Source organism: Cytobacillus sp. QJM3NY_8 (genome assembly GCF_056173585.1).
Genome location: NZ_CM149681.1, coordinates 3,426,394 through 3,440,169, shown reverse-complemented (window position 1 = coordinate 3,440,169; position 13,776 = coordinate 3,426,394). Strand labels below are relative to the sequence as shown.

The 13,776-nt window shown below is 41.6% G+C and carries 14 protein-coding genes; 9 read left to right on the top strand and 5 right to left on the bottom strand.

All coding sequences use genetic code 11. The annotated features are described in order from the left end of the window. Positions 1-8: 8 nt before the first annotated feature. Positions 9-149, bottom strand: a complete 141-nt coding sequence (locus AC0VZ9_RS17675) for a hypothetical protein (RefSeq protein ID WP_019382546.1) — start codon at positions 147-149, stop codon at positions 9-11. 68 nt (positions 150-217) lie between these two features. Between AC0VZ9_RS17675 and AC0VZ9_RS17670 the strand changes: the two genes are divergently transcribed. The 4 genes from AC0VZ9_RS17670 to AC0VZ9_RS17655 all read left to right on the top strand — a co-directional run bounded on the left by AC0VZ9_RS17670 (position 218) and on the right by AC0VZ9_RS17655 (position 3,628). After that, positions 218-781: a histidine phosphatase family protein gene (locus AC0VZ9_RS17670; RefSeq protein WP_019382547.1), complete on the top strand. Its 564-nt coding sequence runs from the start codon at positions 218-220 to the stop codon at positions 779-781. 15 nt (positions 782-796) lie between these two features. Beyond that, positions 797-1,822 (top strand): DUF2332 domain-containing protein, encoded by a 1,026-nt coding sequence (locus AC0VZ9_RS17665; RefSeq protein ID WP_217025520.1) that lies wholly within the window; start codon positions 797-799, stop codon positions 1,820-1,822. Positions 1,823-1,956: 134 nt separating this feature from the next. After that, positions 1,957-2,907, top strand: coding sequence for an oxygen-dependent tRNA uridine(34) hydroxylase TrhO (gene trhO / locus AC0VZ9_RS17660; RefSeq protein ID WP_251174958.1), 951 nt, complete (start codon positions 1,957-1,959; stop codon positions 2,905-2,907). Between the two features lie 100 nt (positions 2,908-3,007). Next, entirely contained in the window at positions 3,008-3,628 is a 621-nt protein-coding gene (locus AC0VZ9_RS17655; protein WP_071159460.1) for a LysE family translocator, read from the top strand. Positions 3,629-3,703: 75 nt separating this feature from the next. Here AC0VZ9_RS17655 and AC0VZ9_RS17650 read toward each other — a convergent pair whose 3' ends face one another. Further along, positions 3,704-4,450, bottom strand: a complete 747-nt coding sequence (locus tag AC0VZ9_RS17650) for a uracil-DNA glycosylase family protein (RefSeq protein WP_251174957.1) — start codon at positions 4,448-4,450, stop codon at positions 3,704-3,706. A gap of 102 nt (positions 4,451-4,552) precedes the next feature. On the opposite strand from AC0VZ9_RS17650, the gene AC0VZ9_RS17645 reads away from it, so the two are divergent. From AC0VZ9_RS17645 to AC0VZ9_RS17630, 4 genes are all read left to right on the top strand, one after another. Further along, positions 4,553-5,017 (top strand): hypothetical protein, encoded by a 465-nt coding sequence (locus tag AC0VZ9_RS17645; RefSeq protein ID WP_009333627.1) that lies wholly within the window; start codon positions 4,553-4,555, stop codon positions 5,015-5,017. 119 nt (positions 5,018-5,136) lie between these two features. Then, the gene (locus AC0VZ9_RS17640) at positions 5,137-8,355 is read left to right on the top strand and encodes a DEAD/DEAH box helicase (protein WP_475396565.1); all 3,219 of its coding nucleotides are present in this window, start codon (positions 5,137-5,139) and stop codon (positions 8,353-8,355) included. Between the two features lie 13 nt (positions 8,356-8,368). Further along, complete coding sequence (locus AC0VZ9_RS17635; RefSeq protein ID WP_475396564.1) at positions 8,369-8,578, top strand: helix-hairpin-helix domain-containing protein; 210 nt, start codon at positions 8,369-8,371, stop codon at positions 8,576-8,578. A 349-nt stretch (positions 8,579-8,927) separates the two neighbouring features. Beyond that, positions 8,928-9,374, top strand: a complete 447-nt coding sequence (locus tag AC0VZ9_RS17630) for a GyrI-like domain-containing protein (protein WP_475396563.1) — start codon at positions 8,928-8,930, stop codon at positions 9,372-9,374. A 28-nt stretch (positions 9,375-9,402) separates the two neighbouring features. On the opposite strand, the gene AC0VZ9_RS17625 is transcribed toward AC0VZ9_RS17630, so the two are convergent. After that, entirely contained in the window at positions 9,403-10,029 is a 627-nt protein-coding gene (locus tag AC0VZ9_RS17625) for a metal-dependent hydrolase (protein ID WP_475396562.1), read from the bottom strand. Positions 10,030-10,252: 223 nt separating this feature from the next. Between AC0VZ9_RS17625 and AC0VZ9_RS17620 the strand changes: the two genes are divergently transcribed. After that, positions 10,253-11,419: a TraB/GumN family protein gene (locus AC0VZ9_RS17620; RefSeq protein WP_251156831.1), complete on the top strand. Its 1,167-nt coding sequence runs from the start codon at positions 10,253-10,255 to the stop codon at positions 11,417-11,419. 107 nt (positions 11,420-11,526) lie between these two features. Here AC0VZ9_RS17620 and AC0VZ9_RS17615 read toward each other — a convergent pair whose 3' ends face one another. Continuing rightward, a complete protein-coding gene (locus AC0VZ9_RS17615) occupies positions 11,527-12,690 on the bottom strand; it encodes an ABC transporter permease (RefSeq protein ID WP_251264771.1) in 1,164 nt (387 codons plus the stop codon). After that, positions 12,650-13,579: an ABC transporter ATP-binding protein gene (locus tag AC0VZ9_RS17610; RefSeq protein WP_009333634.1), complete on the bottom strand. Its 930-nt coding sequence runs from the start codon at positions 13,577-13,579 to the stop codon at positions 12,650-12,652. Before AC0VZ9_RS17610 ends, AC0VZ9_RS17615 begins: the two co-directional genes overlap by 41 nt. Positions 13,580-13,776 lie beyond the last annotated feature (197 nt).

The following is a 13,776-nucleotide window of genomic DNA, read 5'->3' as shown; positions in this document are numbered from 1 at the left end:
TCATTCCATTATCTATCTGATTTAGAGTTTGTATTAAATGTGCCATTTCTGTTTTCCTGTTCATGTCCACGGACCTGGTCTCCGCCATTTCCTTTTTCGTGTACCTTTTTGCCGCCGAGTTTTACGTTTGGATATTCTTGTTCCTGCATGGTATTCACCTCCATGTTAATTAAATTATCCATAAAGGAAAAAAATATATAAATTTTGGGGTTTTTAAATGGAAATAACACTTATCAGACATGGCAGGTCATCGCAAATGGATAATCACCGCATGAATAGCCGTGAATTTAAAAAATGGGTTGAAATATACAACCGCTTAGGGATTCTTGAGGGTGAGACTTGTTCTTCTGACGCAATTGAAAAAGGGAGTTCAGCATCTTTTTTACTTACAAGTGATTTAAAAAGGTCAATCGAGTCGGCCAAAAGCATAAATCCTTCTGCAAAGATACAGACAGATCCATTATTCAGGGAAACTGAATTGCCCATACCTGCCGATAAATTTCCGGGTATGAGATTGAAGCCAAATACCTGGGCTGTGGTATTAAGGCTACTATGGTTATGCGGCTATTCACAGGGCTGTGAATCATACAGGGATGCAAAATTACGGGCAAAGCATGCATCATCAACATTAACCTCTATTGCAAAAGAACATCACTTTGCTGTTCTCGTAGGTCACGGTTTTTTCAACCATTTAATTGCGAGGGAACTTCAAGAAGCCGGGTGGATCGGGAAGAGAAAAACAGGTTCAAAGCATTGGAATGCGGATACTTACATCTTTTAACGGAGGGGAAGTAGAATGGTAAAACCTAATCTGGCAACCAGATTCAAAACATTTGGACAATATGAATGTCATGGATCCAGTGGGCTTTATGAGTTCTTGTCTTACAAGATTGCAGAGGATGAAGAATTGCTGGTTTTGGCATCTGAAGCGAGAGAAGGCCAGCCTGTGCCGAATTTATTTCTTGGAGCCATTCATTATCTGCTTTTAAGCGGGAAAGAGCATGAACTTAAGGAATATTATTCAAGCTTAGTGGAGAATCCAAGAAACCCTCTTGAATCTTTCCAAAGCTTTAAAGATTTCTGCAGGCTAAATTCACAGGAAATTAAAGAAATAGTAAAAGCAAAATTAGTCCAGACGAATGAAGTTAGGCGCTGTGCTTACTTATACCCTGTGTTTGCCTGGATCTTTCAGCAAACCGAAAAGCCCCTGGCCTTGATTGAAATAGGAACAAGCGCGGGCCTGCAGCTTCTTTGGGATAAATACTGCTACACATATGGTACAGAAGAAACTTTTGGAAATCCAGCCTCGAATGTTCAATTATCCTCTGAAATTAAAGGAGGCCATGTCCCGATTTTACCGCCAGAAATGCCGCCGGTAGCTTCAAGAACTGGAGTTGATCTGCATATAAATGACCTGAATAATGGGGAAGACTTTCTATGGCTGAAATCACTTATCTGGCCAGAACACCAGGAGAGAAGAACTTTATTCGAAAAAGCTGCCCAATGTGTGAAAGAAAATCCAATCAGCCTGTTTGAAGGAGATGGTGTTGAGCTTTTGCCCAGTCTGATTGAAGGTATACCTGATGAACACACAATCTGTGTTTTCCACACCCATGTGGCGAATCAAATGCCCGCTGATGTAAAGGAGAATCTGCTTGGAAAAATAAAAGCAAGAGGACAAAGTAGGGATATCTTTCATATTTATAACAATATCCAGGACCGGAATTTGCATCTGGATTATTATCTGGATTCCAAAGAATATAAGAAATTGGTCGGCCAAACCGAGGGGCATGGACACTGGTTCACATGGGAATTAAATTAAGCTTCCTTACTATTTCGCACCTCTAAAATTTTGAAACTTGACAGCATCTGTTATACTTATCTAGGTAAGTATATATTGTTTTAACCTATTAACAGATATATCTTGCAAATATTAAGTGATAGGTGGAAATACAAATGAGTCAAAAACCATACAGAGTTTTACTTTACTACATGTATGTTCCGATTGAGGACCCTGAGGAGTTCGCAGAGGAGCATAAAGCTTTTTGCAATGAGCTGGGCCTAAAGGGGCGTATTCTTGTTGCGAATGAAGGCATAAACGGGACTGTTTCCGGACCAGTGGAACAGACCGACAGGTATATGGAAGCAATGAAGCAGGATCCGCGCTTTGCGGAAATGGTTTTCAAAATAGATGAAGCAGATGGACATGCATTTCCTAAGATGAAGGTTCGTGCCCGTCCCGAGCTTGTAACTCTTCGCCTTGAAGACGATGTGAACCCGAACGAGGTTACAGGCAAATACCTGGAGCCAAAAGAGTTCTTCGAAAGACTTCAGGATGAAGACACAATTGTGTTAGATGCACGAAATGATTATGAATTTGATCTTGGCCACTTTAGAGGTGCGATCAGGCCGGATATCAAAAATTTCCGCGATCTGCCGGAATGGGTCCGTGAAAATAAAGAATTGCTTGGTGATAAAAAGATCATTACGTATTGCACAGGCGGCATCCGCTGTGAAAAGTTCTCCGGATGGCTTGTAAAAGAAGGATTTGAAGATGTAGCCCAGCTTCACGGAGGAATTGTCACTTATGGAAAAGATCCTGAAGTACAGGGAGAGCTTTGGGACGGCCAGCTATATGTATTCGACGATCGCATTGGCATTCCGGTTAACCAAAAGGAGCATGTAATCGTAGGCAAGGACTACTTCACAGGCGAGCCATGTGAACGCTATGTCAACTGTGCAAATCCTGCATGCAATAAAAAAATCCTATGCTCTGAAGAAAATGAGCATAAATATATGCGCAGCTGTTCTGATGAATGCCGCACGCATCCTCGGAACCGTTATGTTGCTGAACACGGCCTTTCCGAGTCAGAAGTGGAAGAAAGATTAGAAGAAGTAAGAGCATAAATGTTTGGAGCAGATTTTCCTTTATGGAATCTGCTCTTTTTTTATTGGAAATTTCATGAAAACTGATATAATATTCTTAAAATTTTTAGGTGGGTGGGATATGGAGAATTTACTGTTATTTCTGTTTATGTCGTTTCTGCTTGTCATTTTGCCGGGACCTGATACTGGCATCCTAATTCAAAACACGATTTCGAGCGGGAAAAAAAGCGGCATTAAAACGATGTTCGGATCTGTCGCTGGGCTGATGGTCCATACAATGGCCGTTGTATTTGGCTTATCGGCATTAATTGTAAAGTCTGCTTACATTTTTTCTTTTATTAAGTATGCTGGTGCGATATATCTTATTTATTTGGGCATCGTTTCGTTAAAGTCTCTATCAGATAAACAAGAATCAGCGGACATGGTGAGAAAGCATAAGAAGAACAAGTCCCATTTTCTTCAAGGATTTTTCACTTGTGTGTCCAACCCAAAAGTAGCTGTATTCTTTTTAACATTTTTTCCTCAATTTTTAAGTACGGAAGGGAATCACTTTGCGCAGTTTCTTGCGATGGGCTTAATATATAGTCTTATCACAATTATCTGGTTCTTTTTCTACGTATATTTGATTGACTTCTTCAGGGCCTGGCTGAAAAAACCTTCTGTTAATAATGCCATCCAAGGCGTTTCTGGTGTGGTTTTAATGGGCTTTGGCATTAAATTGGCACTTGAGAAACAGCCTTAAGGAAGGGACTGCTTAACCTCTAATATAGGTTAAAGCAGTTTTTTTTATGTTTTAAAGGAGGAATTATACCTTTGATTATAGCTGTTCTCCCCATCTTCTAATTAAATCTGTCATAGCATATTTGTTCTGTTCGAACTGCTTAGCCCGGTGCCCATTTGCGCCAGAAGGATGCGGAAAGCCTGATACTATGATATGTCCTGTAAGTTGTTTGGCTGTGTATAGATGACGGATGATCCTTTCGGCGGTTATTCCCAGCGGGATAATGAGTGCATGGCTATTGATTTGAGCCAGCTCTTCTGGGAATACTTCTGTTGCGTACTCGGCAAGCATCGCTGTTTTTAAAAGATCAGGCTGGTGTCCGGTATAATTATTGCCACGGAAGAAAACCGGATATTTTAGAACAGATGTGGTGTGAAGGAGCGGTCTATTTCGCTCGAAAAGTGTATCAGAGCCATCAATGTGCAGTGCTTCATATAAACCGCATTGATCTAGCATGCTTATTAAATTTCTCCTCATCCCTCCTGAAAAGCTGGCTGCCTTTTTGGTCTCCTTCAGGATTGCATTAAGCTCTTTTTCAGCAGCCAGTCCTTTCATGAATGATTCAAAGGCAATCCTCATTTGGCTCCATCCAGGAGTAATCCCGACGATCACAATTTTTGCGTCTTTATTGATATATTCGTTGTGCGGAGCATAATATATGTCCAAATCCCCACCCTGACTTATTAAGAACTCTTCAGTCATTAATTGATCCTTTGTCAGCGGCTCGCCTTTTGGCAGCTTTTCAATGGCCGGAAGATACTTTGAAAGTAATGAACACTCCATCAAGATCTCCTTCTAATATGAATTGGTATATGAATAATGTTACCAAATCATGAATAATAAAAGCCATCTAAGAGACATTAACAAATAAAAAGGATTCTGCTCATGATTGGACTGATAATAGCTGCCATTCTTTTTAATTTCATTGCATTTACAACAAAAAAGCGTCTGACTAAAAATCAAATTTTACATATATGGACATTCACAATTTCAGCTCAGCTGATATTTGATGTCATGATTGAGTTTAAATATTGGGGATACTGGTACTTTGACAAGGAGCCAAACTGGGCAGGATTGATGGCACATATTGTTCTTGTACCCCCGGTTAACATGATGTTTCTGAATTGGTATCCTTTCAGAGGGGATCTCATTAAACGATTTTCTTATATTATCTTTTGGGTAGTTGCCATTTTGCTGTATGAAGTCATCGCTTTATTGCCCGAGCCCTGGGGATATTTTAATTATGGCTGGTGGAGATTATGGCATGCAGCTTTACTTGATCCGATGCTGCTTTTATTGATGGTCAAATTCTATAAGCTGATTACGAGGTTTGAAGGGGAACTTAAATAACAGTATAAAGGATGATCTATAAGGGGGATGTGCTCTCCCTTTTTGTGTTAGATGAAATGATTTATGGCAGATGACTGTGATACAATTTAAGTATACATATTCCCGGAAGGAGAACATTTGTGGATATTAAATTGAGTCACAAATTGATAAAAGAAATGTGCGGTACTGTCTCCTTCAAAAGAGGGGACGCTTTTTTCCGTAATAAGAAGGTAACGATAAAGAAATACAATGATGATATTTGTGAAGCAACAGTATCTGCTGGTGAGGATTTTTTCGTTTCGGTCGAGAAAACATCCGGAAACAGTTTTAAGACATTGTGCAGCTGTCCAAAGCTAGCTTCGTTTGATAAAGAATGCCAGCATGCAGCGGCTGTGCTGCTGGAAATTTATGATATGCAGCAGCACAGATCGCCCATGATAAAGGATTCAGCAGGCACCCTTGGGGTTTCTCCCGAACACGCCTTAACGGATGGTCTCATGACACTTTTCAGTGAACAGCCAAGAAGGTCAAGCGGTCACCAGCTTCATTTTGAAAACAGGCAGGTGCTACATCCGGAATTCACATGTGTGCCTGTTCATTTGGGGAAGGGGCATTATTTGTTAGCAATAAAATGTACCATCGGCCCAACCGCTGTCCTTGATATCCGGCAATTTCTTCACTCCGTTAAAGAGGGTGAACCAAGCCTATTATCATTATCATTTACCTATGACCCCGCTTTGCATTGTTTCCCGCCAGAATCTGATGCAGTCCTTCACCAGCTGATACAGCTGATACACGATGAATCCATTTATATAAATGCTTTAATGGATGATTTCGATTATACTGCGACCAAGCATATGCTCTTAATCCCTCCATCATCGTGGGAACGTTTGAAGCCTGTTTTGGCGCTCGCTGAGAAAGTAAGGCTTGAGATAATGGGAAAAACATTTGAAAGGATGGCTTTTTCAAAGGAACGGCTGCCTTTAAGGTTTGAGCTTAGCGAAAAAGAAGAGAAATGTTATTTAAATGTTTTTGGCCTGGATCGAATGCTGATCCTGGATTCGTATTATGCTGTTCTATCTGGCGGCAAATTAATCACGCTCAATAAAGAAGATTGCCAGCGTTTATATGATTTAACACAAATGCTGGAGTCAGCCGGGAGAAGCCAGATTCCGATTGCTGCTGAACAAATGGAACTGTTTCTGGAAAAAGTGGTCCCTGGACTGAGAAAGCTGGGGGATGTCCATATTTCTGAAGACATGTCACAAAAATTTATGAAAACACCTTTGGTTGCCAAGCTATACTTAGATCGCCTGCGGAACCGGCTTCTGGCAGGAATTGAATTTCACTATGAAAATATCGTGATCAATCCGCTTGAAAGCAGAGAGCCGAAAGGCGGTACGCGGATTATCAGAGATGTGGAATTAGAGGATGAGATCCTTCAGCTTATGGAGGAAAGCTCCTTTGCAAAGACGGATGGCGGCTACTTTCTGCAAAATGAAGAGCTGGAATATGAATTCCTTTATCATGTTGTCCCTAAACTGCAAAAACTGGTGCAAATATATGCCACTACGTCTGTCAGAAACCGTATTTTCAGGGAGAATGCCAAACCGCAGATACGGATAAAAATGAAAAAAGAGCGGACGAATTGGCTGGAATTCAAGTTTGAATTGACCGGTATAGCTGATCAGGAGATACGGGATGTATTATTTGCACTTGAGGAGAAACGGAAATTCTATCGCCTGAAAAATGGCGCGCTCCTTTCTTTGGAAACAAAAGAATTTGAGGAAATCCAGCGTTTTCTGAAAGCTGTGCCTGAACAGGCTGAGGATCTGGAGAGCGGTTTGAACATGCCGATTGTATCTGGTCTTAGAATGCTGGAGGCAGCTAGTGATCAGGAGATGTTCCGTCATGAGGAATCCTTCAGGGAGTTTTTAGAAGAGCTTCAGAATCCATCATGCCTCCAGACTCCTGTGCCGGAAATCCTGAACCCTATTTTGAGGGAATACCAGAAAAACGGCTTTAAATGGTTAAAGACAATGGCGCATTATGGATTTGGCGGCATTTTGGCTGATGATATGGGACTGGGGAAGACGCTGCAAAGCATTGCTTTTATTCAGTCTGACCTTAAGGAGATTCGGGAATATACCGCTCCTGCACTTATTGTGTGCCCTTCATCCTTAACATATAACTGGTTAAGCGAACTGACGAAGTTCACACCGGACATCCAGGCTATTGTCATCGATGGAACTCAAAATGAACGGGCTGAGCTTCAAACGGATTTATCTGGCATTGATGTGGTGATTACTTCCTACCCCTTGGTGCTTAAAGATATTAAATGGTATGAAATGCAGGATTTTTACACTGTTTTTTTCGACGAAGCACAGGCATTTAAAAATCCGGTAACCCAAACAGCGAGGGCAGTAAAGAAAATTAAAGCCAAGTATCGCTTTGCTTTAACAGGCACACCCGTTGAAAATTCAGCGGAAGAACTGTGGTCTATTTTTCATGTTGTCTTCCCTGAATTATTTGGCGGCTTAAAGGATTACGGAAATTTAACACGGAAGACGATTGCCAGAAGGGTTCGTCCCTTCATGCTCAGGAGGCTGAAAGAAGATGTTCTTTCAGAGCTGCCTGAAAAGATGGAGCTTATTGATTCTGCTGAATTGCTGCCGGATCAGAAGAAGCTTTATGCAGCTTACCTGGCAAAACTGAGAGAAGATACCTTAAAGCATTTAAATAAAGATACACTCAGAAAAAACCGCATAAGAATCCTAGCTGGTTTGACACGGCTCCGTCAAATTTGCTGCCACCCTGCTTTATTTGTGGATGGATATAAAGGGAGTTCAGCAAAATTTGAACAGCTCAAGAGAATTATCGAAGAATCCAGATTGTCTGGAAGAAGAGTACTTATTTTTTCGCAGTTCACTAAAATGCTTGATCTTATTGGCCGAGAACTTGCCCTTCTGGATCTGCCGTTTTTCTACCTTGATGGACAGATACCTTCCGCGGAAAGGGTGGAAATCTGCCGCCGATTTAATGAGGGAGAACGCGATTTTTTCCTGATTTCATTGAAGGCAGGCGGTACGGGACTAAATTTGACTGGTGCAGATACAGTCATCTTATATGATTTGTGGTGGAACCCCGCCGTTGAGGAACAGGCAGCCGATCGGGCTCATCGCATAGGACAGAAAAATACCGTCCAGGTAATAAAATTATTGTCGAGAGGCACCATCGAAGAGAAGATGAATGAACTTCAGGATAAAAAGAAAAACTTAATTGAAGAAATCATCGATTCGAATGAAAGTGCAGCCGGAAGACTGACGGAAGAAGATATACGCGAAATATTAATGATCTAAAAGGAGAGACCCCATGCCAGAAAATAATCTAAAGGGGAGCAGATTCCCTGAAAAGCTGGCAAAGCCAGCAGTACGTGCACTTGAAGGGGCAGGCTATTTTTCACTGGAACAGCTAGCCGCTGCCACTGAAGCAGAATTGCTGGAACTTCACGGAATGGGACCGAATGCCATGGGAAAACTTCGCAAGGCAATGGCGGACAATGGTTTGTCATTTAAAGGTTAGTATGGAAGACGCGACTCTTGAGGCGCGTCTTTTTTTTGGCTGTCGTATATTTGGGTTGTTTTTAATTACTTAGTTTAATTTGCTGAGTTGATCTTCGCTGTGGGCACTTGATCTCGAAAATGCTGACGCATTTCCTTCGTGCGGTGTTGATTCGAGGAGTTTATTCAATGTCCTGCGGGATCACCGCACGCCCCGCAGAAAGCAAGTGCCCCGTGCTGAAATCAACGGGCAGAATTCATAGACAACAACAACAATCTATGAGAAAAAGCCTTCTTAATCTATCAGATTAAAGGAGGAATTTTCCAATAGTTAGAGAAACTCTTAGTATTAAAAGTTTGGAGGGATTCCTATGTGTAAAGTTGTTTCAAAGGAGTTTAAAGCAGTAGTCATAAAAAACAAGGGTCTTTTTAAGGATTATGCCGGCTTGGTGCCTGAAGCAGCTCAGAGCTTCTTGAAGCATGGCCATCTTGTACAGCATAGCAGCGGACTGGAAGTGACCATTTATGAACCTAAAAGAGGGGAAGACCACTTAGAGGGAATATATTTTGTCGGTTACTTAGTTCATGAGAAACCTGATACGCTGCCAGATGGGATGGAATATATAGAGGTACAGCATACTTATGCATCAATCAGAGGAAAGGGAGCTGACATGGGCGGCCTGTATGCGCGTCTTAACAATTGGATTAAGGAGCAGGGCAATACGCAGGATTCCGCTGATCATTATATTTTGGAAGTTTATTATCCGGTTGAAAATGAGGATGAGGATGTAGAAGTATACATTCCAGTCAAAAACTAACCGCTCAAATTCTGAGCGGTTGTCTGTCTTAGATCTCTTTCGACGAGATCGGGAGAAAGAGCTTTATGCCCCTTTTATTAAATGGAAGCAATTTAAAATCGGCTATCAAATGACTTATATAACCCGCAAGGCATGTATAGAATACACCCTCTATGCCAAGTGATGCTTCAAATTTCGCAGAGATGAATCCAAAAAAAATAACACCCAGGATGGAATGAGTATAACTCCGGTGGGAAACGAAGGAAGCTATTAATATATAAACCCCAAATAATATCAGCCAAAGTTCCTGCAAAGAGATGCCTCCCGCCAGGACGCCAATTCCGGTAATGGTCAGCATATGCTTTTGCCTGATTTTCGCAGAAATGGCGGTCATACTGATCCCTATAGCGATTCCCAGCCATTTCTCTTTCGGCGAGCCTTCATATAAGCTATAGATGATCATTAGAATTCCTATGATTTGTGCAACTGTCCGAACGACTTCATGTGAAAGTGTAAGCCGGTCACGAAGTTTTCCATCAATGTCGAGGTCCGGAATTAATCCAGAAACGCTGCCGAGTCCTACTAATAATAGAGTTGTGGATGGGCTGGCATGAACAGTGTTCGCAACCACGTATCCTGCTGCTGCTCCAATAGCTGCATGGGCGGTACCATTCAATATAATTTCCACCTTTATAATATATTTGCATTTTTTTCATGCATTCTTATATTATATCAAAACATTTGTTCTGTTTAGGCGTTAATAGATTATTTTGTTATTTAGGGCTAAATTCCCCTCAGAGTTCATTATCCTGGGCATACTTAAAACAGTTCATGGTATAATGAACAATACATTGAGCTATAAGCATACAAAATAGAATTTGTATCTAAGGAAGGTATTTATGTCAGAGGAAAACATAACGAGGATTCATTTAGACGGCAAGGAATACATACTGATAGGAACAGCACATGTTTCAAAGCACAGCGCGGAACAAGTGAAGGAAGTCATAGAGGCTGAACAGCCTGACTCTGTTTGTGTGGAATTGGATGAACAGAGATATCAATCGATTACAGAAGGCAGCAAGTGGAAGGAAATGGATATCATCCAGGTAATTAAGGAGAAGAAGGCATCACTGCTTTTAATGAATCTGGCGATTTCATCCTTTCAAAACCGTATGGCTGACCAATTCGGCATTAAAGCCGGCCAGGAAATGATTCAGGGAATTGAATCAGCAAAGGCTGCCGGGGCAAAGCTTGTTCTGGCCGACCGGAATATCCAGATTACCTTTGCAAGGATTTGGGGCAACCTCGGATTAAAAGGAAAATCCCTGCTTCTTAGTCAAGTAATAGCAAGTATTTTCAGCAAGGATACGATAACTGAAGAAGAACTTGAGAAAATGAAAAATCAGGATACGATAAATGCGATTCTAAATGAATTTACAGATAGTTTTCCGCGATTAAAGAAACCGCTCATTGACGAACGGGATCAGTACCTGGCACAAAAAATTAAAGATGCACCAGGAGAAAAAATAGTAGCGGTGCTTGGGGCAGCCCATGTACCGGGGATCAAAGAGGAAATCAAAAAAGAACAGGACATGGCCAAATTGACTGAGCGCCCTCCAAAATCCAATGTTCCAAAGATAATTGGCTGGAGTATTCCGGTGTTCATTTTAGCCATAATCGCCTATACATTCTTCGCAAATCCTTCTGCGGGTCTTGCACAGACTATTAGCTGGATTATTTGGAATGGCTCCTTGTCAGCACTGGGGGCTGCCATTGCAATGGGACATCCGCTCACCATTTTAACTGCCTTTGTTGCAGCGCCAATTACATCATTGAATCCCCTTCTTGCAGCAGGCTGGTTTGCCGGACTGACTCAGGCTTATATAAGGCGTCCGAATGTAAGGGATTTTGAAACCTTATCTGAAGATGTCTTCAGTGTTAAAGGATTCTGGAGAAACAAAGTGAGCCGGATTTTATTGATTGTTGTCCTGTCCAATCTGGGCAGTTCGCTGGGAACCTTCATTGGGGGAGCCGATGTAATCAGAGTGTTTTTTGAAAATTTATAAGAAATCTTTTCTGGGATGAAATCAAAATGATTTCATCCTTTTTCAATTTTAATGAATTTTTTATACTTCCAAAAAAAAATGAAGAAGGCCAGATGGCACTTCTTTCATTATCTGTCAGCAGCAATCGCTTTTCTCTTATAAAGCAAGGACCCCAAAAGAAAAGTAACGGCTCCCCATATCACCATCACGCCAATTCCTGCCCAAAGTGCTGCTGTAGCAATGCCGGTTTCATACACCATGCTTTCCCTTAAGCCTTCAGCAAAATAGGTTAGCGGCAGGATGCTGGATATTGGCTGGATCCATTCAGGCATCGTTTCAATAGGGAAGAACACTCCGCTTAAAAACATCATGAGAAAACTGCAGATATTGGCTACTCCCATATAAGCTTCTGTTGTTTTGCTGAAAGATGAGAAGAAGTAGCCAAGTGCATTAAAGGATAAAGCACCGATCAGGAATACGATAATCAAGGTAATAGGATTAATATAAAGATTGGCGCCAAATACGAGGACACCTATTAATGAAAGCAGGATGATCTGCACAATACTGAACAACAGCCTCATAACCATATCACTTAATCCGAAGATGCCCATATTGGCCGGTGTCATCCGCAGCCTTTTGATTAATCCCTTTCTGCGCATATCCACCAGGTCCACCATGCCAAACATCCCTCCCTGGGCAATGGATAAAGCAATCATCCCAGTTAATAGGAAATCTGTATAATCCAATTCATTGGTGCCGGAGGTTATCGATTCATATTGCAAATCATATTTCGGAGAAGCACCTGCAGCCATTAAATTGGCCTGCTGGACAAACTTATCCAGAATGCCGGATACTGCCTGGGCTGCGGCACCCTGTTCATTTTCTTTGTTTATTACAAGGAAAACAGAGGAAGCCTCTGCCGACTCCGGCAGGATGATGGCGGCATCCACTTCCTGATCTTTTACCCATTCCTCCGCTTTATCCCTCGTGACAGGCTTTCCTGATTTGACTTCCAAAACGGGAAGTCCGCTGATTTGAGAAAGCATCATCTCTGAAGCTGGATTCGGGCTTGGATCCACAACAGCCACTTCGGTTTTAAACTCTTCATCTGAATTTCCGCTGAAGATGACCATGAAGATAACCATTAGAATAACCGGGAAAAAGATGCCCCAGAACCATGCCTGTTTTTCGCGAAGAGTTAATTTCAGCTGTGCCAAAAACATCATTTTAAATTGATGGTATCTATTAATCTTAATCCCTCCATTCTTTGCCGGTAAACGCAATAAACACATCTTCCAGGCTCATTTCCCGTATAGAGACCTGTTCCACCCCGAATGATTTTTCTTTTGTAAACTTAAATAAGTCCAAAAGGGTTTCTTCAGGCTTTGCTGCCCATATTTTTAGAGTTGCCCCTTCCCGTTCCGTTTTGGATACAGATTCCAGATCCTTCGAGAACATATCAGCATCCTCTGCAGCACTTACGCCATCAAGAAAACTCAACCTTATTTCCCGTTCATCTGTAAGCTTCTCTATGAGTGCGGAAGGGGAGTCAAGTGTGATCACATTCCCCTGATCCACGATGCATACACGATCACTTAATTTCTCTGCTTCTTCCATGTAGTGAGTGGTAAGAATGGTTGTTTTGCCTAGTTCTTTAAGGTGAAGAATGATATCCCAAATATTTCTTCTGGCCTGGGGATCAAGGCCGGTAGTCGGTTCATCCAGAAAAATGATTTCAGGGTCACTAATCAGCGCCAGTCCAATGGCAAGTCTTTGCCTCTGACCGCCTGAAAGTTTTTTTACATGATTGTTCCGGTGCTCCGTAAGATTGACTATTTCCAGGATTTCTTTGGCTGGCCGTGCATGGTCGTAAAAGGATGCAAAAAGGTTCAGGTTTTCTTCTGGTGTTAATAAATCAAACATGGCACTTGACTGTGGCTGGACGCCAATTTTCTTCTTTATTGAAACTGCATGCTTATTCCAATCGAGGTCGCCAAAATGGATTTCACCGTTATCGGGTGAAACAAGGCCCTCAATCATTTCCAGTGTAGTTGTTTTGCCAGCTCCGTTTGGACCGATAATAGTGAAGACTTCCCCGGCATTAACCGAGAAACTTATATCCTGGACAGCCTTTATTTGGCCAAAGGACTTTTGCAGATTTCTTACTTCTAACACAGTCATTCGTTTTCCTCGCTTTCATGACAAGTTGGATATCAGCATCATGCAAAATTATAACCTTTTATTTAATACGTTACTTTTTTTGAAAAAATTCATTTTTTTAGTAAACTTAATAATATCGATACTGGTTTCATAATGTGGGACAAACCGATATAGAAAAGATGAATGCTGAGTTTGAAAATGATATGAGAAGGCTTTTT

Coding starts and splice junctions, on each gene's coding strand:
- AC0VZ9_RS17675 (WP_019382546.1), bottom strand. CDS start 149: ATGCAGGAACAAGAATATCCAAACGTAAAACTCGGCGGCAAAAAGGTA.
- AC0VZ9_RS17670 (WP_019382547.1), top strand. CDS start 218: ATGGAAATAACACTTATCAGACATGGCAGGTCATCGCAAATGGATAAT.
- AC0VZ9_RS17665 (WP_217025520.1), top strand. CDS start 797: ATGGTAAAACCTAATCTGGCAACCAGATTCAAAACATTTGGACAATAT.
- trhO (WP_251174958.1), top strand. CDS start 1,957: ATGAGTCAAAAACCATACAGAGTTTTACTTTACTACATGTATGTTCCG.
- AC0VZ9_RS17655 (WP_071159460.1), top strand. CDS start 3,008: ATGGAGAATTTACTGTTATTTCTGTTTATGTCGTTTCTGCTTGTCATT.
- AC0VZ9_RS17650 (WP_251174957.1), bottom strand. CDS start 4,450: ATGGAGTGTTCATTACTTTCAAAGTATCTTCCGGCCATTGAAAAGCTG.
- AC0VZ9_RS17645 (WP_009333627.1), top strand. CDS start 4,553: ATGATTGGACTGATAATAGCTGCCATTCTTTTTAATTTCATTGCATTT.
- AC0VZ9_RS17635 (WP_475396564.1), top strand. CDS start 8,369: ATGCCAGAAAATAATCTAAAGGGGAGCAGATTCCCTGAAAAGCTGGCA.
- AC0VZ9_RS17630 (WP_475396563.1), top strand. CDS start 8,928: ATGTGTAAAGTTGTTTCAAAGGAGTTTAAAGCAGTAGTCATAAAAAAC.
- AC0VZ9_RS17620 (WP_251156831.1), top strand. CDS start 10,253: ATGTCAGAGGAAAACATAACGAGGATTCATTTAGACGGCAAGGAATAC.
- AC0VZ9_RS17615 (WP_251264771.1), bottom strand. CDS start 12,690: ATGTGTTTATTGCGTTTACCGGCAAAGAATGGAGGGATTAAGATTAAT.
- AC0VZ9_RS17610 (WP_009333634.1), bottom strand. CDS start 13,579: ATGACTGTGTTAGAAGTAAGAAATCTGCAAAAGTCCTTTGGCCAAATA.